Here is a 25,067-nt window from a genome sequence, read left to right on the forward strand (position 1 = left end):
GGGGGCTAACCCCCCGCGGGGCCCCCCGGCCCCCCCCCCCCACCCCCCACCCCGGCCCCCCCCCGCACTCGGGTCCGTCCGGCGATCGGCGTACGGGGGTCCGTTCGTCAGGCCTTGTCGGAGGGGCCGCCCACCTGGATGCCGGCCATCCGCGTCCACTCGTACGGACCGGTGCGGACCTTCGCGGCGAACTCGCCGTCGAAGTCCTCGTGCATCGTGATCCCGGCCTTGCGCGTGGCGCTCTCGGCGACCGCGTACGAGGGGGCCACCAGGTCGCCCCAGCCGCCGTCCTCGCCCACCAGCACGATGCGGGTGCCGTGCTCCCCGATGTAGGCGAGCTGTCCCTCCGCGCCGCCGTGCGCCTTGGAGAAGGCGCCGATCTGCTTGGCGAGCTTCGCCGCCCTGCGCTCCGCGCGGGCCGCCTGCTTGCCGCTCTCAACCTGGGTCTCTGCCGTCTCTGCCATGTCCAGGATGCTACCGACGGGTAGATCAACCGGCGACGGGCGGGGTACGTGGCATGGGCCACGTACCCCGCCCGTCGGCAGGAGCTGTGAGGGGGCGGACTACCTCAGGAAGGGGTCGATCGCCACGGCGACGAAGAGCAGCGACACATAGGTGATCGACCAGTGGAACAGCCGCATCTCCTTGAGCTTGGCCCCGGTCACCCCGGCCTTGGCCCGGTTCTGCAGGCCGTGCGCCTCCCAGAGCCAGAAGCCGCCGGTCAGCAGCGCCACCACCGTGTAGAACCAGCCGGTGTAGCCCAGGGGGGTGAGCAGCAGCGAGACGGCCACCATCACCCAGCTGTAGACGACGATCTGGCGGGCCACCACCCGATTGGACGCGATGACCGGGAGCATCGGGACGCCGACCCGGGCGTAGTCGTCCTTGACCTTCATGGAGAGCGGCCAGTAGTGCGGCGGCGTCCAGAAGAAGATGACGGCGAACAGGATGACCGCGGCCCAGGACATCGAGTTGGTCACCGCCGACCAGCCGATGAGGACCGGCAGGCAGCCGGCGATGCCGCCCCAGACGATGTTCTGCGAGGTACGGCGCTTGAGCAGCATCGTGTAGACGACGACATAGAACAGCAGTGCGCCGAGTGACAGCGCGGCCGAGAGCCAGTTCACCAGCAGGCCGAACCAGACCGTCGAGATCACCGCGAGGGAGATCCCGAAGACCAGACACTCGCGCGGGCTCACCATGCCGGTGACCAGCGGACGCTGCGCCGTACGGTCCATCAGCGCGTCGATGTCGCGGTCGATGTACATGTTCAGCGCGTTGGCACCACCCGCGGAGAGGTATCCGCCGATGGTGGTAGCGAGAACGAGCCACAGATCGGGCACGCCCTGGGCCGCGAGGAACATCACCGGGACCGTGGTGATCAGCAGCAGCTCGATGATCCGAGGCTTGGTCAGTGCCACGAATGCCTTGACACGGGCCCCGAACGGGCGATGGCCCCCTGGGCTCGGAGTCAAGGCGACCCCTGCGGGTCGGGACTCGACGGCCGTCACGCACACCCCTGACAGAGAAATCCCAGCAAGCTCCGGGCGTGAAGGCCCGGTAAAGACTTGCGCGAACCAGACCACTGTAGACGTTGGGTACAGGCCGTTCTTCGCGGGGGTGCGGTCGTGTTGGGGTGGCTCTTCGAAAGAAGGAGCGGCTTCGCCGGGAGGCGAACTGCGCAGGTCGCCCGCACCCTTGAAAGCACTCGGAAATTGCGTGTTCCGTCAGGGGTAGGCTCGACAGCGCCCGGTGCGGTCACCAGTCACCGGTTTTCGACAGTGGAGAGGAGCCCTGACTCAGGGTGAGCACCAAGCCGACCACCACAGACCTCCAGTGGACCGAATTGGACCAGCGGGCCGTGGACACCGTCCGCGTCCTGGCCGCGGACGCCGTACAGAAGGTCGGAAACGGCCACCCTGGTACGGCGATGAGCCTCGCTCCCGCCGCGTACACCCTCTTCCAGAAGGTGATGCGGCACGACCCCGCCGACGCGGACTGGGTCGGCCGGGACCGCTTCGTGCTCTCGGCGGGCCACACCAGCCTGACTCTCTACATCCAGCTCTACCTGGCCGGATACGGTCTGGAGCTCGACGACCTGAAGGCCTTCCGCACCTGGGGCTCGAAGACCCCCGGCCACCCGGAGTACGGCCACACCACCGGTGTCGAGACGACCACCGGGCCGCTGGGCCAGGGTGTCGCCAACGCCGTGGGCATGGCGATGGCCGCCCGCTACGAGCGCGGTCTGTTCGACCCGGACGCCGCCCCCGGCACCTCCCCCTTCGACCACATGGTCTGGGTCGTCGCCGGTGACGGCTGCCTCCAGGAGGGCATCTCGGCCGAGGCGTCCTCGCTGGCCGGGCACCAGAAGCTCGGCAACCTGGTGCTGCTGTGGGACGACAACCACATCTCCATCGAGGGCGACACGGAGACCGCGGTCTCCGAGGACACCCTGAAGCGGTACGAGGCGTACGGCTGGCACGTCCAGCGCGTGGAGCAGCTGCCCAACGGCGACCTGGACCCGGCGGGTCTGTACGCGGCGCTGCGGGCGGCCCAGGCCGAGACCGAGCGCCCGTCGTTCATCGCGGCCCGCTCGATCATCGCCTGGCCCGCGCCGAACGCCCAGAACACCGAGGCCTCGCACGGCTCGGCCCTCGGCGACGAGGAGATCGCCGCCACGAAGCGGGTCCTCGGCTTCGACCCGGAGAAGACCTTCGAGGTCGCCGACGAGGTCATCGCCCACACCCGTGAGGCGCTGGACCGCGGCCGCGAGGCCCGGGCGGAGTGGGAGAAGGGCTTCGCCGCGTGGCGCACCGCCAACCCGGAGCGCGCCGCCGAGTTCGACCGGATCTCCGCCGGTGAGCTGCCCGCGGGCTGGGAGGACAGGCTCCCGGTCTTCGAGCCGGGCAAGTCCGTCGCCACCCGCGCGGCTTCCGGCAAGGTGCTCCAGGCGCTCGGCGACATCGTGCCCGAGCTGTGGGGCGGCTCCGCCGACCTGGCGGGCTCGAACAACACCACGATCGACAAGACGTCGTCGTTCCTCCCGGCGGGCAACCCGCTGCCGGAGGCCGACCCGTACGGCCGCACGATCCACTTCGGCATCCGCGAGCACGCCATGGCCGCGGCCATGAACGGCATCGCGCTGCACGGCAACACCCGCATCTACGGCGGCACCTTCCTGGTGTTCTCCGACTACATGCGCAACGCCGTGCGCCTGTCCGCGCTGATGCACCTGCCGGTGACCTACGTGTGGACGCACGACTCGATCGGTCTGGGCGAGGACGGCCCGACCCACCAGCCGGTGGAGCACCTGGCCTCGCTGCGCGCCATCCCGGGCCTGAGCATCGTCCGCCCGGCCGACGCCAACGAGACCTCCATCGCCTGGCGCGAGATCCTGCGCCGGTACACCAAGGAGTTCGGCAGGGGCACCCCGCACGGCCTGGCGCTGACCCGTCAGGGCGTGCCGACCTACGAGGCGAACGAGGACGCGGCGCGCGGCGGCTACGTGCTCCGCGAGGCCGAGGGCGGCGAGCCCCAGGTCCTGCTGATCGGCACGGGGTCCGAGGTGCACCTCGCCGTGGAGGCGCGCGAGGAGCTCCAGGCGGCCGGCATCCCGACCCGGGTGGTCTCGATGCCCTCGGTCGAGTGGTTCGAGGAGCAGGACCAGGCGTACAAGGACAGCGTGCTGCCGCCGTCGGTGAAGGCGCGTGTCGCCGTGGAGGCCGGCATCGGCCTGACCTGGTACCGGTACGTCGGTGACGCCGGCCGGATCGTGTCGCTGGAGCACTTCGGCGCCTCGGCCGACGCCAAGGTCCTCTTCCGCGAGTTCGGCTTCACCGGCGAGCACGTCGCCGCCGCCGCGCGGGAATCTCTCGCCGCCGCCACGCGCTGACGCCGTTATACGACTAGTAGGAGATGCAATTCTCATGACAGACGCACTCAAGCGCCTCTCCGACGAGGGCGTGGCGATCTGGCTCGATGACCTGTCGCGCAAGCGGATCACCTCGGGCAACCTGGCCGAGCTGATCGACGAGCAGCACGTCGTGGGCGTCACCACCAACCCGTCGATCTTCCAGAAGGCCATCTCTTCGGGCGACGGCTACGAGCAGCAGCTCACCGACCTCGCCACCCGCAAGGTCACCGTCGACGAGGCGATCCGCATGATCACCACGGCCGACGTGCGGGACGCCGCCGACATCCTGCGTCCGGTCTTCGACGCCACGGACGGCCAGGACGGCCGGGTCTCCATCGAGGTCGACCCGCGGCTGGCCCACCACACCGCCGCCACCGTCGCCGAGGCCAAGCAGCTGGCCTGGCTGGTGGACCGGCCCAACACGCTCATCAAGATCCCGGCGACGAAGGCCGGCCTCCCGGCGATCACCGAGGTCATCGGCAAGGGCATCAGCGTCAACGTCACGCTGATCTTCTCGCTGGAGCGCTACCGCGAGGTCATGGACGCCTACCTGGCGGGTCTGGAGAAGGCGAAGGCCGCGGGCCTGGACCTGTCCGAGATCCACTCGGTGGCCTCGTTCTTCGTGTCCCGCGTGGACACCGAGATCGACAAGCGGCTCGACGCGATCGGCACCGACGGGGCCAAGGCCCTCAAGGGCAAGGCGGCGCTCGCCAACGCCCGTCTCGCCTACCAGGCGTACGAGGAGGTCTTCGGCTCGGAGCGCTGGGCCGCCCTGGACCGGGCGCACGCCAACAAGCAGCGTCCGCTGTGGGCCTCGACCGGCGTCAAGGACCCCGCGTACAAGGACACCCTGTACGTCGTCGACCTGGTCGCCCCCGGCACGGTGAACACCATGCCCGAGGCCACCCTGGACGCCACGGCCGACCATGGGGAGGTCGCCGGCGACACCGTCACCGGCACCTACGAGCAGTCCCGCGCCGAGCTGGACGCCGTGGCGGCGCTCGGCATCTCCTACGACGACGTCGTCCAGCTCCTGGAGGACGAGGGCGTGGAGAAGTTCGAGGCGTCCTGGATCGACCTGCTCAACTCGACCGAGGCGGAGCTCAAGCGCCTCGCCCCTTCGGAGGGCTGACCACCTTGTCCGGTGTTCCCGGAGCCAACCCGCTTCGTGACCCCCAGGACCGACGGCTCCCGCGCATCGCGGGGCCGTCGGGGCTGGTGATCTTCGGTGTCACGGGCGATTTGTCCCGCAAAAAGCTGATGCCCGCCGTCTATGACCTGGCCAACCGCGGCCTGCTGCCGCCGGGCTTCTCGCTCATCGGCTTCGCCCGCCGCGAGTGGCAGGACGAGGACTTCGCACAGGAGGTCCACGACGCCGTCAAGCAGCACGCCCGCACGCCCTTCCGCGAGGAGGTCTGGCAGCAGCTCATCCAGGGGATGCGCTTCGTCCAGGGCAACTTCGACGACGACGAGGCCTTCGAGCAGCTGAAGACCACGATCCAGGAGCTCGACAAGGCACAGGGCACGGGCGGCAACTTCGCCTTCTACCTGTCCGTGCCGCCGAAGTTCTTCCCCAAGGTGGTCCAGCAGCTCAAGAAGCACGGACTCGCCGACCAGAAGGAGGGCTCCTGGCGGCGCGCCGTCATCGAGAAGCCCTTCGGCCACGACCTGGCGAGCGCTCAGGAGCTCAACCAGATCGTGCACGACGTGTTCCCGCCCAACGAGGTCTTCCGGATCGACCACTACCTGGGCAAGGAGACGGTCCAGAACATCCTGGCGCTGCGGTTCGCCAACACGATGTTCGAGCCGATCTGGAACCGCTCGTACGTCGACCACGTGCAGATCACGATGGCCGAGGACATCGGCATCGGCGGTCGTGCCGGGTACTACGACGGCATCGGCGCCGCCCGTGACGTCATCCAGAACCACCTGCTCCAGCTGCTCGCGCTGACCGCCATGGAGGAGCCCGGCTCCTTCCACCCGAAGGCCCTGGTCGCCGAGAAGCTCAAGGTGCTCACGGCGGTGGAGCTGCCGGAGGACCTGGGCAAGCACACGGTGCGCGGCCAGTACGCGCACGCCTGGCAGGGCGGCGAGGAGGTCCTCGGCTATCTGGAGGAGGACGGCATCGACCCCAAGTCGACGACCGACACCTTCGCCGCGATCAAGCTGACGATCAACAACCGCCGCTGGGCGGGCGTGCCGTTCTACCTCCGTACCGGCAAGCGGCTCGGCCGCCGGGTCACGGAGATCGCGGTCGTCTTCAAGCGGGCCCCCTACCTGCCCTTCGAGTCCGGCGCGACCGAGGAGCTGGGCGGCAACGCCCTGGTCATCCGGGTCCAGCCGGACGAGGGCGTGACCGTGCGCTTCGGCTCCAAGGTGCCCGGCACCTCGATGGAGGTCCGGGACGTCACGATGGACTTCGCGTACGGCGAGTCCTTCACGGAGTCCAGCCCGGAGGCGTACGAGCGGCTCATCCTCGACGTGCTGCTCGGCGACGCCAACCTCTTCCCCCGGCACCAGGAGGTCGAGCTCTCCTGGAACATCCTCGACCCGATCGAGGAGTACTGGGACAAGCACGGCAAGCCCGCGCAGTACTTGGCCGGCACCTGGGGTCCGGCCGAGGCCGACGAGATGCTCGCACGAGACGGACGGAGCTGGCGCCGGCCATGAAGATCGATCTCACGGAGACCACTTCCAGCAAGATCAACCAGGCGCTGGTGTCGGCCCGCCGCGCCATCGGCACCCCGGCCATCGGCATGGTGCTCACCCTGGTCATCGTCACCGACGAGGAGAACGCGTACGACGCGCTCAAGTCGGCCGGCGACGCCTCGCGCGAGCACCCCTCGCGGATCATCGCGGTGATCAAGCGGGTCAGCCGCTCGCCGCGCAGCCGCCGGGACGCCCGGCTCGACGCCGAGGTGCGCGTGGGTTCCGACGCGGGCACCGGCGAGACGGTCGTGCTGCGTCTCCACGGGGAGCTGGCCCACCACGCCCAGTCGGTGGTCCTGCCGCTGCTGCTGCCGGACGCCCCGGTCGTGGTCTGGTGGCCCCAGGACGCGCCCGCCGACCCGGCGAAGGACCCGCTGGGCGCGCTCGCCCAGCGCCGGATCACGGACGCGTACGCGGCCGAGCACCCGGGCCGGGAGCTGGCCGTCCGCGCCGACTCCTACACCCCGGGCGACACCGATCTGGCCTGGACCCGCATCACGCCGTGGCGCTCGATGCTGGCCGCCTCCCTCGACCAGCAGTCCGCCCGGGTCGTCTCCGCGACCGTCGAGGGCGAGTCTGAGAACCCGAGCTGCGAGCTGCTCGCCATGTGGCTCGCGGACCGGCTCGGGGTCCCGGTGGAGCGCACCGTGTCCGCCGGTCCCGGTCTGACGGCCGTGCGGATGGAGACCAAGAACGGCGTCATCGTCCTGGACCGTCCCGACGGTTCGCTGGCCACGCTCTCGATGCAGGGCCAGCCGGACCGCGCGGTGGCGCTCAAGCGGCGGGACACCGCCGAGCTGCTCGCCGAGGAGCTGCGGCGTCTGGACCCGGACAACACGTACGCGTCGACGGTGCGGTTCGGCACGGAGAAGCTCGGCGGGGCGGCGGAGCCGGAGCGGGCCGAGCCCGTTCCCGCCGCCGCTCCGGCCGCCGCCCCGGCCCCGGCTCCGGCGAAGAAGTCGGCGGCCAAGAAGGCGGCGTCGAAGTGAGCACCCCTCAACTCGTCGTGCACCGCGACAAGGAGCTGATGGCCCGGGCCGCCGCGGCCCGGCTGATCACCCGGGTCGTGGACGCCCAGACCGCGCGCGGTCACGCCTCGGTGGTGCTGACCGGCGGGCGCAACGGCAACGGCCTGTTGGCCGCGCTCGCCGAAGCGCCCGCCCGGGACGCGATCGACTGGTCGCGGCTCGACCTGTGGTGGGGCGACGAGCGGTTCCTGCCGGAGGGCGATCCGGAGCGCAATGTCACGCAGGCCCGTGCGGCCCTGCTGGACTCGGTGCCGCTGGACCCGTCCCGGGTGCACGCGATGCCCGCGTCGGACGGCCCGTTCGGCAACGACGCCGACGCTGCGGCGGCCGGGTACGCCGCCGAGCTGGCCGCCGCGGCCGGTCCGGAGGACCACGGCCCGGTGCCGACGTTCGACGTGCTGATGCTGGGCGTCGGCCCGGACACGCACGTCGCGTCGCTCTTCCCGGAGCTGCCCGCGGTCCGGGAGACCGAGCGCACCGTCATCGGTGTGCACGGCGCCCCCAAGCCGCCGCCCACCCGCGTCTCGCTCACGCTGCCCGCGATCCGGATGGCGCGCGAGGTGTGGCTGCTCGCTGCGGGCGAGGACAAGGCGGAGGCCGCGGAGATCGCGCTCTCGGGTGCCGGGGAGATCCAGGCCCCGGCGGCCGGTGCGTACGGACGCAGCCGCACCCTGTGGCTGATGGACGCGGCGGCCGCCTCCCGGCTGCCGCGCGCCCTGTACCCGCCGGCCTCGGCCTGACCCCGGCGGCCGTCGGCGCCGCATCGGCCAGGGGCCCGGCCCGCTCCTCGGAGCGGGCCGGGCCCCTCGGCGTACGGAGCGCGTCGCGCGGGGGGTCAGCCGGTGGGCGGGGTGCGCTCCAGGAAGGGCTCCAGCAGGCCCGGGACGGCCCCGGCGGCGAAGTCGAGGCCCTCGCTCCGGTCCACGTCGTGCGCCGTGTACGCGCCCGAACCGGCGGCCGTCGTCGCGGTGACGCTCAGCACCCCGGCCCGCCGCTGGAAGTACGTCTGCCCGATCGTCCAGCCGATGACCCCGGCCCGTTCCAGCGCGGCGGTCGAGCGCCGCACCGTGCCGGACCTGACCACCAGGTAGTCGCCGCTGACGGCGTGTCCGAGGTTGCGGTACGCGTCGCGGGCCAGGAGCAGTCCGACGGGCAGCCCGAGGGCCGCGCAGGCGAGCGCGATCCAGAGCAGCACGGGGGTCAGCAGCGCGCCCAGCAGGGCCAGGACGGCCACCGGGACGAGCACCGCCCACAGCGCCCGGCGCAGCCGACGGCCGCGGGCCGCCACGGGGTGACGGACGAGCGGGGCGCCGGTCGGGGACGTCGCCTCGCGCAGCACCTCGGCGGCCACCGTGTCGGCGAGGGACCGGGGCGCCGGGGGCAGCAGGGTGTTGTGGTCGCCGTGCTGCTCCTCGTCGTCCTTGGCGAGTCCGGTGGTGATCGCGTCGACCCGGGCCGCGCCGCACATCCGGACGCCGAGCGGCTCGACGAGGTCCACGCCGCGCAGCCGCCGCTCCTCGATGGATATCGACCGGGAGGTCAGCAGTCCCCGCCGGACGCGCAGGGTGCCGCCCGGTTCGCGTTCCAGCCGGTAGCCCCACCACATCTCGATCCACAGGCCGAGCGCGCCGACGGCGCCGACGACCACCGCGCCGACGGCGAGGGTCACGATCATGGTGAGCAGCGAGGTGTCCCGGAAGCGGTCGCCGATCCAGGCGATCACCCGGCCCTGGGCCCCGAACCATTCACTGACCTGCATCACCGCTCCGGCCGCCGCGCCGCCGAGCGCCGGGGCGACGAACGACACCGGGGCGTAGCGGATCCAGCGCGGGTCGAGGGCGACGAGTTCGCCCTCGCGGTGGGCGCCGGGAGTGTCGGCGGCCGCCCTGGCCAGCAGTTCGCGGCGGAGTCGTTCGCCCTCCGCCCCGGACACCGGGTCGAGCTCCAGGGTGGAGTCGCCGCCGGTGTGCTCCCCGGTGCCGATGCGGACGGTGACCAGGCCCAGGACCCGTTGCAGCGGATGGGCGGTGAGGTCGACGCTCCGGATCCGTTCGCGGGCCAGGGACCGCTTCTTGACCAGGAACAGCCCGGTGTGGAGTTCGACCCGTGCTGTGCCGATGCGGTAGCGGGTGCGGCGCCACCGGACGTAGTCGCCGACCGCGGCGCAGCCGATCAGCAGGACGGAGCCGGCCAGGACCCAGGCGATCGCCGTCGCGAACCCGAACCGGCCGGACAGTCCGAGCGTGGTGGGCACGGCCGCGCCGGCCGCCACCCCGGCCACGACGAGCGCGTTGACGAGGACCGTGCGCCGGTCCAGCCGCCGCCAGCCGACGACGGTGGCCGCGCCGGGACCGCCGGGGCCGTCGGCGCGGTGGTCGTCGTCCGCCGCGGCCGGGGGGACGGCCGCCCCGGCGCTCATGTGGCGTCCCCGGGTGTGGCCTGGGTGATCCGGGTCAGCCGTTCGGCCAGTTCGGCCGCCGCCTCGTGGTCCAGGCCCTCGATCCGCACTTCGCCCTTGGCCGACGCCGTGGTCACGGTGACCGTGGCGAGCCGGTAGAGCTGCTCCAGCGGGCCGCGCACGGTGTCCACGGTCTGGATCCGGGACATCGGCGCGATCCGCCACTCCTGCCGGAAGACCCCGGTCCTGACGTACACCGCCTCGTCCGTGACCTCCCAGCGGTGGGTGCGGTACCACCAGGCGGGGAGGAGCAGCGCACAGCCGGTGCCGAGGACCGCCAGCACCGCGGCGGGCATCAGCAGCCAGAACCGGGCGGGCTCGATGAGCACGCCCAGGACCACCAGGACCACCACGGGTGCCGCGGTCAGCAGCAGCCACTGGGTCCGCCACCACCCGACGGCTCTCGCGTCCAGCGTGTTGTTCGGCGGCCTCAGCCGTACCGTCCCCGTCCCCTCCCCCCTGGTCATGGGTTCAGCGCCCCCTGCGGGCGCGGTACGCCCCGGCGAGCGCGGCGGTCGAGCTGTCCAGCTGTTCGCCGCCCTCGCCGCCGGTCAGCACCGGCTCGATCCGCTTGGCGAGGACCTTGCCCAGTTCCACGCCCCACTGGTCGAAGGAGTCGATGTTCCAGACGGCTCCCTGGACGAAGACCTTGTGCTCGTACAGCGCGATGAGCTGGCCGAGGACGGACGGGGTCAGCCGGTCTGCCAGGATCGTCGTCGTGGGGTGGTTGCCGTGGAACGTCTTGTGCGCCACCAGCTCCTCGGGAACGCCCTCGGCGCGGACCTCGTCCGGCGTCTTGCCGAAGGCCAGTGCCTGGGTCTGGGCGAAGAAGTTGGCCATCAGCAGGTCGTGCTGGGCGACCAGGCCGGGCAGCAGGTCGGCGACCGGTTCGGCGAAGCCGATGAAGTCGGCCGGGATGACCTTGGTGCCCTGGTGGATCAGCTGGTAGTAGGCGTGCTGGCCGTTGGTGCCCGGGGTGCCCCAGACGACCGGGCCGGTCTGCCAGTCCACCGGATTGCCGTCCCGGTCCACGGACTTGCCGTTGGACTCCATGTCCAGCTGCTGCAGGTACGCGGTGAACCTGGACAGGTAGTGGCTGTACGGCAGCACGGCGTGCGACTGGGCGTCGAAGAAGGCGCCGTACCAGATGCCCAACAGCCCCATCAGCAGCGGGGCGTTGTCCTCGGCGGGGGCGGTGCGGAAGTGTTCGTCGACCAGGTGGAAGCCGTCGAGCATCTCGCGGAACCGGTCGGGGCCGATGGCGATCATCAGCGAGAGGCCGATGGCCGAGTCGTAGGAGTAGCGGCCGCCGACCCAGTCCCAGAACTCGAACATGTTGGCCGTGTCGATGCCGAAGTCCGCGACCTTGCCGGCGTTCGTGGACAGGGCCACGAAGTGCTTGGCGACCGCTTCCTGACCGGCCCTCAGACCGGTCAGCAGCCAGTCGCGGGCGGAGGTGGCGTTGGTGATGGTCTCGATCGTGGTGAAGGTCTTCGACGCGATGACGAAGAGCGTCTCGGCCGGGTCAAGGTCGCGCACGGCCTCGTGGAGGTCGGCGCCGTCGACGTTCGACACGAAGCGGACCGTGAGCGAGCGGTCGGTGAAGGAGCGCAGCACCTCGTACGCCATGGCGGGGCCGAGGTCGGAGCCGCCGATGCCGATGTTGACGACGTTCCTGATGCGCTTGCCGGTGTGGCCGGTCCACTCCCCCGACCTGACGCGGTCGGAGAAGGCCGCCATCCGGTCGAGCACGGCGTGCACGCCGGGCACCACGTTCTCGCCGTCGACCTCGATCACCGCGTCGCGCGGGGCGCGCAGCGCGGTGTGCAGGACGGCGCGGTCCTCGGTCGTGTTGATCTTCTCGCCGCGGAACATGGCGTCCCGCAGTCCGGCCACGTCGGTGGCCGCGGCGAGCTCGCGCAGCAGCCGGAGCGTCTCGTCGGTGACCAGGTGCTTGGAGTAGTCGATGTACAGGTCGCCGACCCTGAGGGCGTATCCGGTGCCGCGCTGCGGATCGTCCGCGAAGAGCCGGCGCAGATGGGTCGTTCCGAACTGCTCGCGGTGCTTGCCCAGAGCGGTCCACTCGGGCGTCTGGTTGAGCCTGGTTCGGCTTGGTGTGTTCATCCGGGATATCAGCCCAATTCTTCTCGTGCCTGCAGTTGCCCCGCTGCCCTTCCAACCTAATTGATCGGACCGGTGTACGAGGCACGGCGAAGCCGCGGCACGAGGGGCGAAACAGTCCGGCCGGGCACCCTGTGGGTGCCCGGCCGGTGAACCGCTAGATCTCGCCCCGGAGTTTCGCCAGGGCCTCGGCGAGGATGGCCTCGCCGTCCGCGTCGCTGCGCCGTTCGCGCACGTACGCGAGGTGCGTCTTGTACGGCTCGGTGCGCGGCGGGTCCGGCGGACTGTCCTGGTCCTGGCCGGCCGGGAAGCCGCAGCGCGGACAGTCCCAGGTCTCCGGTACCTGCGCGTCACTGGCGAAGCTCGGCTGCGTCTCGTGCCCGTTCGAGCACCAGAAGGAGATGCGGAGGCGTGGCGCGGACTCGCCCCGCTCGGCCTCCCCCATCGGCCCCGCTCCGACCCGGCTCCCCCGGATCGCGTTGCCACTTGCCACGGCGTAACTCCCTGCGTGATGGTGCTCGAAGATGCCCCAGTCTACGTAAGGCCCAACGCGCGTCCAGTGAAAGGAGTTACACCCTCACCGGGAATCGCGTACGAGGGTCAGCTGTCCAGCTTGATCAGCAGACCGAGTACGACGATGCACGCGAACCAGCCCAGGCCGACGACCACGGTGATCCGGTCGAGGTTCCGCTCGGCGACCGAGGAACCACCGACGGACGACTGCATGCCGCCGCCGAACATGTCGGAGAGGCCGCCACCCTTCCCCTTGTGCATCAGCACCAGCAGCATCAGCAGCAGGCTGAAGACGATCAGGGCGATCTCGAACGCCAAAACCACGGCTGGTCCCTACTTTCCGGAATCCTCTGGACTGCATGTGCGAACAACGGGGGCCGGGAGGCTGTACCCTCCTCGGCCCCCGCAAGGGTACGACGGATCCGCGCTACCGCATACTCACTGGTCGCGGAAGCGCACGATCCTGACGAACTCGTCGGCGTCCAGTGCGGCACCGCCGACCAGCGCGCCGTCCACGTCGGGCTGCGCCATGATCGCGGCGACGTTTCCGGCCTTCACCGAGCCGCCGTACTGGATGCGGACCGCGTCGGCCAGCTCCTGCGAGTACAGCTCGGCCAGCCGGCCGCGGATCGCTCCGCAGACCTCCTGGGCGTCCTCCGGGGTGGCGACCTCGCCGGTGCCGATGGCCCAGACCGGCTCGTAGGCGATCACGATGGACTCGGCCTGCTCGGCCGGGACGTCCTTCAGGGCGCCGTCGAGCTGCGCGAGGGTGTGGGAGACCTGGTCACCGGCCTTGCGGACGTCCAGGCCCTCGCCGACGCAGAGGATCGGCGTCAGTCCGTGCCGGTAGGCGGCCTTCACCTTGGCGTTGCAGACCTCGTCGGTCTCGCCGTGGTACTGCCGGCGCTCGCTGTGGCCGACGGCCACGTAGGTGCACCGGAGCTTGGCGAGCATCGGGCCGGAGACCTCGCCGGTGTATGCGCCGGAGTCGTGCGCCGAGATGTCCTGGGCGCCGTACTTGATCTTCAGCTTGTCGCCCTCGACGAGGGTCTGGACGGAACGCAGGTCGGTGAAGGGCGGCAGGACGGCCACCTCGACGGCGTCGTAGTCCTTGTCGGTGAGGGCGAAGGCGAGCTTCTGGGTGTGGGCGATGGCCTCCAGGTGGTTGAGGTTCATCTTCCAGTTGCCCGCCATCAGCGGGGTACGGGTGGTCATGAAAGGTCAGTCCTCCAGTGCGGCGAGGCCGGGGAGCGTCTTGCCCTCGAGGTATTCGAGGCTGGCACCGCCACCGGTCGAGATGTGTCCGAATGCGTTCTCGTCGAAGCCCAGGGTGCGGACGGCGGCGGCGGAGTCGCCACCTCCGACGACCGTGAAGCCCGGGGAGTCGACGAGGGCCTGGGCGACGGCCCGGGTGCCCTCGGCGTAGTCGGGGTGTTCGAAGACGCCCATGGGGCCGTTCCAGAAGACGGTGGCGGCGTCGGCGAGCTTCGAGGCGTACAGCTTGTTGGTCTCGGGGCCGTTGTCCAGGCCGATGAAGCCGGCCGGCATGGCGTCCGCGGGCACGGTGCGGTGCTCGGTCGGTGCCTTGGCCTTGAGGTCCGGGAACTGCTCGGAGACCACGACGTCGACGGGGAGCACGAACTCCACGCCCTTCTCCTCGGCGCGCCGGAGGTATTCCAGCACCGCCGGGATCTGGTCCTCCTGGAGGAGCGAGCTGCCGACCTCGTGGCCCTGGGCCTTGAGGAAGGTGTACGCCATGCCGCCGCCGATGAGGATGCGGTCGGCGCGCTCCAGCAGGTGGTCGATGACACCGAGCTTGTCGGAGACCTTGGAACCGCCGAGCACGACGGCGTACGGGCGCTCGACGTTCTCGGTGAGCTTCTTCAGGACGCCGACCTCGGTGGCGATCAGGTCGCCCGCGGCGTGCGGCAGCCGGGCCGGGAGGTCGAAGACCGAGGCGTGCTTGCGGTGCACGGCCCCGAAGCCGTCGCCCACGTACAGGTCGGCGAGCTCGGCGAGCCGGTCGGCGAACGCGCCGCGCTCGGCGTCGTCCTTCGAGGTCTCGCCGGGGTTGAAGCGGAGGTTCTCCAGGACGGCGACCCCGCCGTCGGCGAGCGCGGCGACCGTGGCGTGCGCGGACTCGCCGACCGTGTCGGTCGCGAAGGCCACGTCGGCACCGATCAGCTCGCCGAGGCGGGCGGCGGCGGGCGCCAGGGAGAAGGCGGGATCCGGGGCGCCCTTGGGGCGTCCCAGGTGCGAGGCGACGACGACCCGCGCGCCGGCCGCGGCGAGCTTCTCCACGGTCGGCTGGACGGCGCGGATGCGGCCGTCGTCGGTGATGGTGGTGCCGCTGAGCGGCACGTTGAGGTCGGCGCGCACGAATACGCGCTTTCCGGTGACCCCTTCGGCGAGAAGTTGGTCGATCGTCTTCATCTTGCTGGACTCCTTGGGAGGCGGGAGAGCATGCGACGGGGCCCGAACGGCGCGGCGTTGCGCTGTTCGAGCCCCGTGCTCACATCGAAGTGCCTGCCGGTTCGACGGTCAGAGCTGGCTGCCGACGAAGACGGTCAGGTCGACGAGGCGGTTGGAGTAGCCCCACTCATTGTCGTACCAGCCGAGGATCTTCACCGACCCGCCCTCCTGGACCATGGTCAGCGAGGAGTCGAAGGTGCAGGAAGCCGGGTCGCCGACGATGTCCGAGGACACGATCGCGTCCTCGGTGTAGGACAGGAAACCCTTGAGGTCGCCGTCCTCGGAGGCCTTCTTGAACGCGGCGTTGACCTCGTCCTTGGTGACTTCGCGCTGGAGCTCGACGACCAGGTCGGTGGCCGAGCCGGTCGGGACCGGGACGCGCATGGCGATGCCGTCCAGCTTGCCCTTCAGCTGCGGGAGGACCAGGGCCGTGGCCTTGGCCGCACCGGTGGTCGTCGGGATGATGTTCGCGGCGGCCGCGCGGGCGCGGCGCAGGTCCGAGTGCGGGAAGTCCAGGATGCGCTGGTCGTTGGTGTAGGCGTGAACCGTCGTCATGAGGCCCTTGACGATGCCGAAGTTCTCGTCCAGGACCTTGGCCATCGGGGCGACGCAGTTGGTCGTGCAGGACGCGTTGGAGATGACGTGGTGGCTGGCCGCGTCGTACTTGTCCTGGTTGACACCCATGACGATGGTGATGTCCTCACCCTTGGCGGGGGCCGAGATGAGGACCTTCTTGGCGCCGCCGGCGATGTGCTTCTCGGCATCGGCCTTCTTGGTGAAGATGCCGGTCGACTCGATCACGATGTCGACGCCCAGGTCGCCCCAGGGGATGTCGGCGGGGTTTCGCTCGGAGAGCACCTTGATGACGTGACCATCGACGGTGATGGTGTCGTCGGTGTGGCTGACCTCCGCCTTCAGACGACCGAGGATGGTGTCGTACTTCAGCAGGTGGGCCGTGGTCGCAGTGTCGCCCAGGTCGTTGACAGCCACGATCTCGATGTCCGCACCCTGCTCCAGCAGCGCGCGGAAGTAGTTACGCCCGATGCGGCCAAAGCCGTTGATGCCTACGCGGATCGTCACGAACCGATCTCCTCGTTGAATACGCGGGATTTTCACCCCGGCGAGTTGTATGAGATGTCCCCGACCGCCTCCGACCCTACCCCTCCGAGGGCTACGGAGTGACATCGAGCAGGGCCGTAAGAACGGCGGAAAGAACCACGAAGACCCGTACTCCCCGGTAGGAGTACGGGTCTCCGGGCGTGGTCCGCACAGCAGTGACGATTACGGAGCGTCAACACTCCGAAGGGTGTTGCACGTTCCGGTCGGGACCGGTTCCGCAGGGGTTCCGGATCAGCCCACCAGGCCGTCGGCGAGCTCCTCGCTGAGGGTGGATTCCGTGCCCGGGATGCCCAGGTCCTGGGCCCGCTTGTCGGCCATGGCCAGCAGACGGCGGATGCGGCCCGCGACCGCGTCCTTGGTCAGCGGCGGGTCGGCGAGCGCGCCCAGCTCCTCCAGGGACGCCTGCTTGTGCTCCATGCGCAGCCGGCCGGCCGCCGCGAGGTGCTCGGGCACCTCCTCGCCCAGGATCTCCAGGGCGCGCCCCACCCGGGCACCCGCGGCGACCGCGGCGCGCGCGGAGCGACGCAGGTTGGCGTCGTCGAAGTTGGCCAGCCGGTTGGCGGTGGCGCGGACCTCGCGGCGCATCCGCCGCTCCTCCCAGGCCAGCACCGACTCGTGGGCGCCCAGCCGGGTGAGCAGGGCGCCGATCGCGTCGCCGTCGCGGACGACGACCCGGTCCACCCCGCGCACCTCGCGCGCCTTGGCCGCGATGGAGAGCCGGCGGGCGGCACCGACCAGGGCGAGCGCCGCCTCCGGGCCGGGGCAGGTCACCTCCAGGGAGGAGGACCTGCCGGGCTCGGTGAGCGAGCCGTGGGCCAGGAAGGCTCCGCGCCAGGCGGCCTCGGCGTCGCAGGTGGCTCCCGAGACCACCTGCGGGGGCAGTCCGCGGATGGGGCGGCCGCGGCCGTCCACCAGGCCGGTCTGCCGGGCCAGCTGGTCGCCGCCCGCCACCACCCGTACGACGTAACGGGAACCGCGTCGCAGACCACCGGGCGCCATCACGATCAGCTCGGAGCTGTGCCCGAAGATCTCGAGGATGTCCCGCTTCAGCCGGCGCGCCGCCATCGCGGTGTCCAGCTCCGCCTCGATCACGATCCGGCCGCTCACCAGGTGCAGTCCGCCCGCGAACCGAAGAATCGCCGATACCTCTGCTTTTCTGCAGCAGGTCCGGGTCACGGGAAGCCGGGAGATTTCGTCCTTCACCGCCGGCGTCATCGCCATGGGCCGATCCTTCCATGCATCCGAAAAATACGGTCGTACGCGGCGGCCAACAGCTCCGGATCATGGATCGGAACGCCGTCGGGTGAGGCCACCGGCGCCAGCTCGACCGCGGCACCGAACCGCTTGGCGGCATCGGCGAGGGACTCGCGATCGGGCACGGCGGCTTCGTCGGCCAGCACCACGTCCAGGGCGAGTTTAGGGGCGTGTCGTCCCAAAACCTCCAAATGACGCTGCGGGGAGAAGCCATCAGTTTCACCGGGTTGCGGTGCGAGGTTGAGCGAGAGGACCTTGCGGGCCTTGGTCTCGACGAGCGCGTCGAGCAGTTCGGGGACGAGCAGGTGCGGGATCACGGAGGAGAACCAGGATCCCGGTCCGAGCACCACCCAGTCGGCGTCCAGCACCGCGGCGACCGCCTCGGGGACGGCCGGCGGGTCGTGCGGGACGAGGTGGACGGACTGCACCTCGCCGGGGGTGAGCGCCACGGTGGCCTGGCCGCGCACCGTGTCCACGTCGCCCGGACGGTCCGGGTCGTGTCCCCGGACCAGCGCCTGGAGCTCCAGCGGCACGGCGGACATGGGCAGCACCCGGCCGTGCGCGCCGAGCAGCCTGCCGACCAGGTCCAGGGCCTGGACGTGGTCGCCCAGCTGCTCCCAGAGGGCGACGATCAGCAGGTTGCCGACCGCGTGCTCGTGCAGGTCGCCCTTGGACTGGAAGCGGTGCTGGATCACCCTGGCCCAGGTCTGGCCCCAGTCGTCGTCCCCGCACAGGGCGGCGAGTGCCTTGCGCAGGTCGCCGGGGGGCAGGACACCGAGCTCCTCGCGGAGCCGTCCGCTGGAGCCCCCGTCGTCGGCGACGGTGACCACGGCGGTGAGGTCGCCGGTGATCCGGCGGAGCGAGGCGAGCGACGCGGACAGCCCCATGCCGCCGCCGAGGGCGACGACCTTGGGCTGGGCGCCGCGCTTGCGGCCGGACAGCGCGGGGGTGGCTCTGCGCAGACGCCGCAGGCGCAGGTTGCGGCTGGTCACTCGCGCCCCATGTCCCGGTGCACGAGGACGGTCTCGATGCCTTCGGTGGCGAGCCGGGCGGCGAGCTTCTCGGACATGGCGACCGAGCGGTGCTTGCCGCCCGTGCAGCCGACGGCGATCGTCACGTAGCGCTTGCCCTCGCGGCGGTATCCGGCGGCGATGAGCTGGAGCAGCTCGGTGTACTGGTTGAGGAACTCCTTGGCGCCGGGCTGGTCGAAGACGTAGGCGGAGACCTCCTCGTTGAGCCCGGTGAACGGGCGCAGCTCGGGGACCCAGTGCGGGTTGGGCAGGAAGCGGCAGTCGACCACCAGGTCGGCGTCGACCGGCAGGCCGTACTTGAAGCCGAACGACATGACCGTGGCGCGCAGCTCCGGCTCCTCCTCGCCGGCGAACTGGGCGTCCATCTTGGCGCGCAGTTCGTGCACGTTGAGGCTGGAGGTGTCGATCACCAGGTCGGCGTCGCCGCGCAGCTCGCGCAGCAGGTCCCGCTCGGCGGCGATGCCGTCGACGATCCGGCCGTCGCCCTGGAGGGGGTGCGGGCGGCGGACCGACTCGAAGCGGCGGACCAGGGCGTCGTCGGAGGACTCCAGGAAGACGATGCGCCGGGTGACGTGCTTGGCCTCCAGGTCGGCGAGGGACTCGCGGAGGTTGTCGAAGAAACGGCGGCCCCGTACGTCGACGACGACGGCGATCCGCGCCACGTTGCCCTGGGAGCGGGCGCCGAGCTCGACCATGGTGGGGATCAGGGCGGGCGGCAGGTTGTCGACGACGAACCAGCCGAGGTCCTCCAGACACTTGGCCGCGGTGCTGCGCCCGGCGCCCGACATCCCCGAGATGATCACCAGCTCGGGAATGGCCGCGTTCCCGTCTCCGGTCTCGATGGTGGTGCCCGTACTCACGTGTCCTGCTCCGTCTGCTCGGTCGGTGCCGCCGGCCCCGGTTTCGTTCCCGGTGCCGGCTTCGTGCTCGTTCTCACGCTCGGTCATGTCGTGCTGCCCCCGTCGTCCTCTTCAATGATCTCTCCTGTCGCCGTGTTCACGGCAGGCGTGGCCGGGGCGGCCGATGCGAGGGCGACAGCCACCGATTCCGCCGTTCTGCGGCCTATCCCCGGAACCTCGCAGATCTCGTCGATTGTCGCCTGCTTCAGCTTCTTCACGGAGCCGAAATGCTTGATCAACGACTGTTTCCGGGTTTCACCGAGGCCGGGGACGGCGTCCAGGGGGCTGGAGCGGATGCGTTTGGCCCGTTTGGCGCGCTGGTACGTGATCGCGAAGCGGTGGGCCTCGTCGCGGACGCGCTGGAGGAGGTAGAGCCCCTCGCTGGAGCGGGGCAGGACGACGGGGTCGTCGTCATCGGGCAGCCAGACCTCTTCGAGGCGCTTGGCGAGGCCGCAGACGGCGACGTCGTCGATCCCCAGCTCGTCGAGGGCCCGCTTGGCCGCCGCGACCTGCGGCCGGCCGCCGTCGACCACGACGAGCTGCGGCGGGTAGGCGAACCGCTTGGGACGGCCGTCGTCCTCGCGTGCCTCGCCGTCCGGGTCGGAGGTCCCGGGAATCCCCGAGATCCCCGAGATCCCGGGGGCATCGGGGGCCCCGGAGGCGTCGGGGGCCCCGAGGGTCTCAGGAGTCCCGGAAGCCTCGGGGGTCCCGGGGGTCTCCTCCCACTCCCCCGTCCGCTCCTTCTCCTGGAGGTACCGCTTGAACCGGCGGCCGATCACCTCGTGCATCGACCGGACGTCGTCCTGGCCCTCGAAGCCCTTGATCTGGAAGCGGCGGTACTCGCTCTTGCGGGCGAGCCCGTCCTCGAAGACGACCATGGAGGCGACCACGTCGTCGCCCTGGAGGTGCGAGATGTCGAAGCACTCGATGCGCAGCGGGGCCGAGTCGAGGCCGAGCGCCCCGGCGATCTCCTCGAGGGCGCGGGAGCGGGTCGTGAGGTCGGAGGCGCGCCTGGTCTTGTGCAGGGCGAGGGCCTGCTGGGCGTTGCGCTGGACCGTCGTCATCAGGTCCTTCTTGTCGCCGCGCTGCGGAACGCGCAGGCTGACCTGGGAGCCGCGCCGTCCGGCGAGCCACTGGGAGACCGCGTCCGGGTCCTCGGGCAGGGCCGGTACGAGGACCTCCTTGGGGACGGAGTCCCCCGCCTCCTCGCCGTACAGCTGCTGCAGGGCGTGCTCGACCAGGCCCGCGGTGTCGACGTTCTCCACCCTGTCGGTGACCCAGCCGCGCTGGCCGCGCACCCGGCCGCCGCGCACGTGGAAGATCTGGACCGCCGCTTCGAGCTCGTCCTCGGCGACCGCGATCAGGTCGGCGTCGGTGGCGTCGGCGAGGACGACGGCGCTCTTCTCCATGGCCCGCTTGAGGGCCTCCACGTCGTCGCGGAGCCGGGCCGCACGCTCGTACTCCATCTCCTCGGCCGCCGCCATCATGTCCTTCTCCAGACGGCGGATGTACGTACCGGTACGGCCGGCCATGAAGTCGCAGAAACCGTCCGCCAGTTCGCGGTGCTCCTCGGCGGTGACGCGGCCGACGCAGGGGGCCGAGCACTTGCCGATGTAGCCGAGGAGGCAGGGGCGGCCGGTCCTGGCGGCGTTCTTGAACACCCCGGCGGAGCAGGTGCGGACCGGGAAGACCCGGAGCATCAGGTCGACCGTCTCGCGGATCGCCCAGGCGTGGCCGTACGGGCCGAAGTAGCGCACGCCCTTCTTCTTGGCCCCGCGCATGACCTGCACGCGCGGGAACTCCTCGTCGAGCGTGACCGCGAGGTACGGATAGCTCTTGTCGTCGCGGTACTTGACGTTGAACCGGGGGTCGAACTCCTTGATCCAGGAGTACTCCAGCTGGAGGGCCTCGACCTCCGTGGACACGACCGTCCATTCCACCGAGGCGGCGGTGGTGACCATCGTGCGCGTACGCGGATGGAGCGCGGCCAGGTCCTGGAAGTAGTTGGCCAGGCGCTGGCGCAGGTTCTTGGCCTTGCCGACGTAGATCACCCGGCGGTGCTCGTCCCGGAACTTGTAGACCCCCGGGGAGTCGGGGATCTGTCCCGGCTTGGGGCGGTAGCTGGAGGGGTCTGCCATGTGCCCCACCCTACTTGCGGGCAGTGACAGCGCGGCCGGTCCCGAAACGGTGCCGTGCTCCGGGGCGCGGGCAGTGGGAGCGCGCCCCGGAGCACGGGTCCTGGGATGCCGCCGGTCAGCGGGGCGCCCGGCGTCGTCGCCGGTCGCGCAGGGCCGCGGCGCCGCCGAGGGCCAGTACGGCGAGGGCACCGGCCCCGGCGGCGGCCGAGGTGGCGGTCAGCGCCGGGCCGGGCACCGCGCTCGCGGCGACGACCCGGGACTCCTTGCCGGCGGGCGCGGGCCCGGAGCCGGTGGCGGGTGCGGACGGTGCGTAGCCGCCCGCCTTCCCGGAGCGCGCGTACCCGGAACCGGGGAGCTTGTCGCCGTACGCCTTCCGTACCCGGGCACGATAGGCGGCCAGCGTGGTGCCGCGGGCGCCGACCGCGCGGACCGCGTCCCGGTCCAGCGGGAGCACCCTGGTCCCCTTCTGCACGAACCAGGCGTCCGTCTGCGGTTCGCGGAAGACCGTCCCGCCGGGGAGTTCGCGGGCGCCCGCGGCGGCGTACCGCGCCTCGTCGTCGCCGGTGGCTATGTTCACCACCTGCCAGCCGCCGTCCTTCCCTTCCTTCGGAAGGGTCCACAGGGACGCCTTCTGCCCGTCCGAGGAGACGGCCGTGGTGGCGAGGTAGTCCAGTCCGGCCACCGGTGCGCCCGGTTTCCCGGCGACGAAGTCCGGGGCGAGGGTGTACACGGGCACGGTCGCGCCGACGAGGCGGGGAGCCGCCGCGGACCTCGTGACGGCGCCCTCGCGGGCGAAGAACCGGGACAGGGTGTCCAGCGTCCCGGCGTCGGCCGCCGCGTGCCGGGCGGCGCTCAGCGCGGCCGGGCCGACCGCGGGTCCGGTGCCGGGGCCTGGTGCGGCGCTCGCCCCGGGAGCGGCGACGGTGAGCAGGGCGGCGCCGGTCAGGACGCCGACGGCGGCCAGGGCGGCAGCCGTGGACCGGGCGGTGCGCGCAGTGGAGCGGGCGGTGGTACGGGCGGTCGTGCGGCTCATCTCGTCACGCCCCGATCCGGTAGAGCGAGTGGGTCCAGGAGAACTCGGCGTTGTTGACGTACCAGGCGTGCGAGGCCCAGTTGTAGCGGTTGCTGGAGGGCCAGGGGTCGCCCCAGTAGACCCAGCTGCCCGAGTCGTCGTACCCGTACAGGACGTGCATGTGCCCGCCGCCCGAGGACCACTGGATGCGGGTCTCCACGGGGCGTCCCGCGGCGATCTCGGCCTGGACGGTGGGGTAGCGCAGCCAGCCGGTGACGTACGAACCGGGGTTGACCCCGGCCCAGTACAGCCCGTCCTGGACGTTGCCGAGCGTGGCCTGCGAGTTGGGGCACTCGTAGCCCTGAGCACGGCCGAAGGCGGCGTTGCAGAACTGGTTCTGCGAGTAGTTCCGGCCGAACCAGGTGGCGATGGTGTTGCCGGACGCCGCCCAGCACCAGTTGGTCTTCTGCTGGGCCTGCATGGTGATGTCCAGGCGCCGGGTCGCGGCGATGCCGTCCGCGGTGGCGGCCGGGTCCGCCGGCGCCGCGGCGACGGTGGCGTGCGGGGCGGGGGCGGTCGTGGCGGGGAGCCTGGCCGCCGAGGCCGTCGCCGTCGGCAGTGCGAGGAGCACGGCGGCCAGGACGGCCGCGGCGGGGAACCGGCCCGGTCGGATTCTTCGGTTGCGCATGACGTTCCTCCCGATGCGGGGGATGGGTGATCGCGGGAGCGCGTCCGGACGCTGCCCGAGGAGCATCAACCGTTGTCGGGACCGGGTCAACACGCTTCAATGCGGGGGAACATCGCGGTGTGAACGGCGTGGCGGACACGTGAACGGCCCTCCCCCGGCCACCTGCGCAACCGCCCCCGTCGACGCGGTCCTCCCACGCCGCGTCGTGAACGTTCACCCGGTCATCTGGAGGACCCATGCGGCACACCGAGGCCGAACTGTCGCAGGTGCTGCACACCGGCCCGTTCCATCTGGCGCTGCGGACCGCGCTCGCGGTGCGCGGGCTGCCGCTCCAGCGGGTGCAGCACCATCTCGCGCACCGCGGGGTCAAGGTCGGGGTGACCAGCCTGAGTTACTGGCAGCAGGGGGCCAGGCGCCCGCAGCGCGCCGAGTCCCTGCGGGCCGTGAAGGCGCTGGAGGAGGTGCTGGAGCTGCCGGGCAACTCGCTGCTCCGGCTGCTGGACACCGGGAACGGCCGCCCGGAGACCGACCGCCCGGCCGCGCGGTCGTACCGTTCGCTGCTGGAGTCGTCCGGTGCGGTGGAACGGCTGCTCACGGAGCTGGGCTCACCGGTGGACGGCGGGCTGCACACGGTGGGGCACCACGAGCGGGTGCGGATCGGCCCCGGCCGGGAGCTGCGGCAGCGCGAGTCGCAGCACGTGGTGCGGGCGCACCGGGACGACATCGACCGCTACCTCGCCGTCTACCGGGGCGACCCGGGCTGCGATCCGGCGCGGGTGGCGGTGGCGGCCCGGGAGAACTGCCGGACGGGGCGGATCCGCTGGGACGGCGGTACGGGGGTCCTCGTCGCCGAGCTGCTCTTCGACACCCGGCTCAGGTCGGGCGACACGTACCTCTTCGGCTACGGCTTCGACGACGGCACGGGAGGCCCGTGCGGCGAGTACGTGCGCGGCTTCAGCTTCGGCGGCGGGCAGTACGTGCTGCAGGTGGGGTTCGACGAGGCGGCGCTTCCGGTACGGTGCCGGCGCTTCGCCCAGATCTCGGCGGGGGCGCCGCGCGGCGCCCGTACGGACCTCACGCTCACCGGCCGGCACCGGACCGTTCACCTGGTGGAACAGGGGGTGCGGCCCGGCCTGGTCGGCATCGACTGGGACTGGGAGTGACCCCGGCCCCGGCGAGGCACGGCAGGTGCGGCAAGGCGAGGCAGGCGCGGCACGGCGCGGGGACCGGCGTCCGGCCCCCGGCCGGTGCGGGGCGTGTGCGCCGGTCGGTCAGACCTCGGGGCCCGCGATCAGCTTTCCGCCCTCGATCCGGACCGGGACCGCGGGCAGCGGCGCGGTGGCCGGGCCGCGCGTCGCCTTGCCGGTCGTGGTGTCGAAGTGGCTGCCGTGACAGGGGCAGTTGCCCACGTTGTCCTCGACCTTGTCCAGCAGGCAGCCGCCGTGGGTGCACTGGGCGCTGAACGCCTTGTACTGGCCCTTGGCCGGGCAGGTGACGACGAGCCGCTGCTCGCGGTAGAGCTTGGAGCCGCCGACCGGGACCTCCTCCGGCGCGCCGAGCGTCACGGGGGCGGTCGGCGTCGGCGTCTCGGCGTGGCCGAGCTTCGATTCGGTCGAGCAGGCGGCCACTCCCAGCCCGGCGGCGCCGGCGAGAGCGGCGCCCTTCAGCACGGTACGGCGGGCGGCGGGCTGGCCGGGCATGCGGTCTCCACT

Annotated in this window: 23 protein-coding genes; 6 read left to right on the forward strand and 17 right to left on the reverse strand. The window is 71.4% G+C overall.

Annotated elements, in window-relative coordinates:
- Positions 1-107: 107 nt before the first annotated feature.
- Complete coding sequence (locus ABZZ04_RS26255; protein ID WP_148834141.1) at positions 108-464, reverse strand: hypothetical protein; 357 nt, start codon at positions 462-464, stop codon at positions 108-110.
- Between the two features lie 99 nt (positions 465-563).
- Positions 564-1,517, reverse strand: a complete 954-nt coding sequence (locus ABZZ04_RS26260) for a heme o synthase (protein ID WP_356934675.1) — start codon at positions 1,515-1,517, stop codon at positions 564-566.
- Positions 1,518-1,804: 287 nt separating this feature from the next.
- Between ABZZ04_RS26260 and tkt the strand changes: the two genes are divergently transcribed.
- The 5 genes from tkt to pgl are packed head-to-tail and all read left to right on the forward strand — an operon-like array spanning position 1,805 to position 8,390.
- Positions 1,805-3,892: a transketolase gene (gene tkt / locus ABZZ04_RS26265; protein ID WP_356934676.1), complete on the forward strand. Its 2,088-nt coding sequence runs from the start codon at positions 1,805-1,807 to the stop codon at positions 3,890-3,892.
- 34 nt (positions 3,893-3,926) lie between these two features.
- Entirely contained in the window at positions 3,927-5,045 is a 1,119-nt protein-coding gene (gene tal, locus ABZZ04_RS26270) for a transaldolase (protein ID WP_356934677.1), read from the forward strand.
- A gap of 5 nt (positions 5,046-5,050) precedes the next feature.
- Entirely contained in the window at positions 5,051-6,583 is a 1,533-nt protein-coding gene (gene zwf, locus ABZZ04_RS26275) for a glucose-6-phosphate dehydrogenase (RefSeq protein ID WP_356934678.1), read from the forward strand.
- Entirely contained in the window at positions 6,580-7,611 is a 1,032-nt protein-coding gene (gene opcA / locus ABZZ04_RS26280) for a glucose-6-phosphate dehydrogenase assembly protein OpcA (protein ID WP_356934679.1), read from the forward strand. The genes zwf and opcA overlap by 4 nt, the downstream gene beginning before the upstream one ends.
- Positions 7,608-8,390, forward strand: a complete 783-nt coding sequence (gene pgl, locus ABZZ04_RS26285; protein ID WP_356934680.1) for a 6-phosphogluconolactonase — start codon at positions 7,608-7,610, stop codon at positions 8,388-8,390. Before opcA ends, pgl begins: the two co-directional genes overlap by 4 nt.
- Positions 8,391-8,485: 95 nt before the next feature.
- On the opposite strand, the gene ABZZ04_RS26290 is transcribed toward pgl, so the two are convergent.
- From ABZZ04_RS26290 to ABZZ04_RS26355, 14 genes are all read right to left on the reverse strand, one after another.
- On the reverse strand, positions 8,486-10,069 hold the full coding sequence (locus ABZZ04_RS26290) for a PH domain-containing protein (RefSeq protein WP_356934681.1): 1,584 nt from the start codon (positions 10,067-10,069) through the stop codon (positions 8,486-8,488).
- Positions 10,066-10,575, reverse strand: a complete 510-nt coding sequence (locus ABZZ04_RS26295; protein WP_356934682.1) for a PH domain-containing protein — start codon at positions 10,573-10,575, stop codon at positions 10,066-10,068. The genes ABZZ04_RS26290 and ABZZ04_RS26295 overlap by 4 nt, the downstream gene beginning before the upstream one ends.
- Before the next feature lie 4 nt (positions 10,576-10,579).
- Entirely contained in the window at positions 10,580-12,232 is a 1,653-nt protein-coding gene (gene pgi / locus ABZZ04_RS26300; protein WP_356934683.1) for a glucose-6-phosphate isomerase, read from the reverse strand.
- Positions 12,233-12,386: 154 nt separating this feature from the next.
- The gene (locus ABZZ04_RS26305; protein WP_356934760.1) at positions 12,387-12,674 is read right to left on the reverse strand and encodes an RNA polymerase-binding protein RbpA; all 288 of its coding nucleotides are present in this window, start codon (positions 12,672-12,674) and stop codon (positions 12,387-12,389) included.
- 155 nt (positions 12,675-12,829) lie between these two features.
- On the reverse strand, positions 12,830-13,066 hold the full coding sequence (gene secG / locus ABZZ04_RS26310) for a preprotein translocase subunit SecG (RefSeq protein WP_148834158.1): 237 nt from the start codon (positions 13,064-13,066) through the stop codon (positions 12,830-12,832).
- Positions 13,067-13,180: 114 nt separating this feature from the next.
- A complete protein-coding gene (gene tpiA, locus ABZZ04_RS26315; RefSeq protein WP_356934684.1) occupies positions 13,181-13,957 on the reverse strand; it encodes a triose-phosphate isomerase in 777 nt (258 codons plus the stop codon).
- Between the two features lie 6 nt (positions 13,958-13,963).
- The gene (locus ABZZ04_RS26320) at positions 13,964-15,175 is read right to left on the reverse strand and encodes a phosphoglycerate kinase (RefSeq protein WP_356934685.1); all 1,212 of its coding nucleotides are present in this window, start codon (positions 15,173-15,175) and stop codon (positions 13,964-13,966) included.
- A gap of 108 nt (positions 15,176-15,283) precedes the next feature.
- Entirely contained in the window at positions 15,284-16,294 is a 1,011-nt protein-coding gene (gap, locus tag ABZZ04_RS26325; RefSeq protein WP_356934686.1) for a type I glyceraldehyde-3-phosphate dehydrogenase, read from the reverse strand.
- Between the two features lie 270 nt (positions 16,295-16,564).
- Positions 16,565-17,554: a DNA-binding protein WhiA gene (gene whiA / locus ABZZ04_RS26330; protein WP_030919772.1), complete on the reverse strand. Its 990-nt coding sequence runs from the start codon at positions 17,552-17,554 to the stop codon at positions 16,565-16,567.
- Positions 17,545-18,579, reverse strand: coding sequence for a uridine diphosphate-N-acetylglucosamine-binding protein YvcK (gene yvcK / locus ABZZ04_RS26335; protein WP_356934687.1), 1,035 nt, complete (start codon positions 18,577-18,579; stop codon positions 17,545-17,547). The genes whiA and yvcK overlap by 10 nt, the downstream gene beginning before the upstream one ends.
- On the reverse strand, positions 18,576-19,565 hold the full coding sequence (gene rapZ, locus ABZZ04_RS26340; RefSeq protein WP_356934688.1) for an RNase adapter RapZ: 990 nt from the start codon (positions 19,563-19,565) through the stop codon (positions 18,576-18,578). Before rapZ ends, yvcK begins: the two co-directional genes overlap by 4 nt.
- A complete protein-coding gene (uvrC, locus tag ABZZ04_RS26345) occupies positions 19,562-21,655 on the reverse strand; it encodes an excinuclease ABC subunit UvrC (protein ID WP_356934689.1) in 2,094 nt (697 codons plus the stop codon). Before uvrC ends, rapZ begins: the two co-directional genes overlap by 4 nt.
- Before the next feature lie 115 nt (positions 21,656-21,770).
- Entirely contained in the window at positions 21,771-22,688 is a 918-nt protein-coding gene (locus tag ABZZ04_RS26350; protein WP_356934690.1) for a hypothetical protein, read from the reverse strand.
- Positions 22,689-22,692: 4 nt separating this feature from the next.
- A complete protein-coding gene (locus ABZZ04_RS26355) occupies positions 22,693-23,355 on the reverse strand; it encodes a papain-like cysteine protease family protein (RefSeq protein WP_356934691.1) in 663 nt (220 codons plus the stop codon).
- A gap of 236 nt (positions 23,356-23,591) precedes the next feature.
- Here ABZZ04_RS26355 and ABZZ04_RS26360 point away from each other — a divergent pair, with 236 nt between their 5' ends.
- Positions 23,592-24,518, forward strand: a complete 927-nt coding sequence (locus ABZZ04_RS26360; RefSeq protein WP_356934692.1) for a hypothetical protein — start codon at positions 23,592-23,594, stop codon at positions 24,516-24,518.
- 108 nt (positions 24,519-24,626) lie between these two features.
- Here ABZZ04_RS26360 and ABZZ04_RS26365 read toward each other — a convergent pair whose 3' ends face one another.
- The gene (locus tag ABZZ04_RS26365) at positions 24,627-25,055 is read right to left on the reverse strand and encodes a Rieske (2Fe-2S) protein (RefSeq protein ID WP_356934693.1); all 429 of its coding nucleotides are present in this window, start codon (positions 25,053-25,055) and stop codon (positions 24,627-24,629) included.
- Between the last annotated feature and the right edge of the window lie 12 nt (positions 25,056-25,067).

It is taken from the genome of Streptomyces sp. NPDC006435, from assembly GCF_040612315.1.
Taxonomy (GTDB): Bacteria; Actinomycetota; Actinomycetes; order Streptomycetales; family Streptomycetaceae; genus Streptomyces.

Excerpts from the sequence above, each read along its gene's own strand:
- ABZZ04_RS26255 (WP_148834141.1), bottom strand. The coding sequence starts at position 464 with ATGGCAGAGACGGCAGAGACCCAGGTTGAGAGCGGCAAGCAGGCGGCC.
- tal (WP_356934677.1), top strand. The coding sequence starts at position 3,927 with ATGACAGACGCACTCAAGCGCCTCTCCGACGAGGGCGTGGCGATCTGG.
- opcA (WP_356934679.1), top strand. The coding sequence starts at position 6,580 with ATGAAGATCGATCTCACGGAGACCACTTCCAGCAAGATCAACCAGGCG.
- ABZZ04_RS26290 (WP_356934681.1), bottom strand. The coding sequence starts at position 10,069 with ATGAGCGCCGGGGCGGCCGTCCCCCCGGCCGCGGCGGACGACGACCAC.
- ABZZ04_RS26295 (WP_356934682.1), bottom strand. The coding sequence starts at position 10,575 with ATGACCAGGGGGGAGGGGACGGGGACGGTACGGCTGAGGCCGCCGAAC.
- pgi (WP_356934683.1), bottom strand. The coding sequence starts at position 12,232 with ATGAACACACCAAGCCGAACCAGGCTCAACCAGACGCCCGAGTGGACC.
- ABZZ04_RS26305 (WP_356934760.1), bottom strand. The coding sequence starts at position 12,674 with ATGGGGGAGGCCGAGCGGGGCGAGTCCGCGCCACGCCTCCGCATCTCC.
- tpiA (WP_356934684.1), bottom strand. The coding sequence starts at position 13,957 with ATGACCACCCGTACCCCGCTGATGGCGGGCAACTGGAAGATGAACCTC.
- ABZZ04_RS26320 (WP_356934685.1), bottom strand. The coding sequence starts at position 15,175 with ATGAAGACGATCGACCAACTTCTCGCCGAAGGGGTCACCGGAAAGCGC.
- whiA (WP_030919772.1), bottom strand. The coding sequence starts at position 17,554 with ATGGCGATGACGCCGGCGGTGAAGGACGAAATCTCCCGGCTTCCCGTG.
- rapZ (WP_356934688.1), bottom strand. The coding sequence starts at position 19,565 with ATGACCGAGCGTGAGAACGAGCACGAAGCCGGCACCGGGAACGAAACC.
- uvrC (WP_356934689.1), bottom strand. The coding sequence starts at position 21,655 with ATGGCAGACCCCTCCAGCTACCGCCCCAAGCCGGGACAGATCCCCGAC.
- ABZZ04_RS26350 (WP_356934690.1), bottom strand. The coding sequence starts at position 22,688 with ATGAGCCGCACGACCGCCCGTACCACCGCCCGCTCCACTGCGCGCACC.
- ABZZ04_RS26355 (WP_356934691.1), bottom strand. The coding sequence starts at position 23,355 with ATGCGCAACCGAAGAATCCGACCGGGCCGGTTCCCCGCCGCGGCCGTC.
- ABZZ04_RS26360 (WP_356934692.1), top strand. The coding sequence starts at position 23,592 with ATGCGGCACACCGAGGCCGAACTGTCGCAGGTGCTGCACACCGGCCCG.
- ABZZ04_RS26365 (WP_356934693.1), bottom strand. The coding sequence starts at position 25,055 with ATGCCCGGCCAGCCCGCCGCCCGCCGTACCGTGCTGAAGGGCGCCGCT.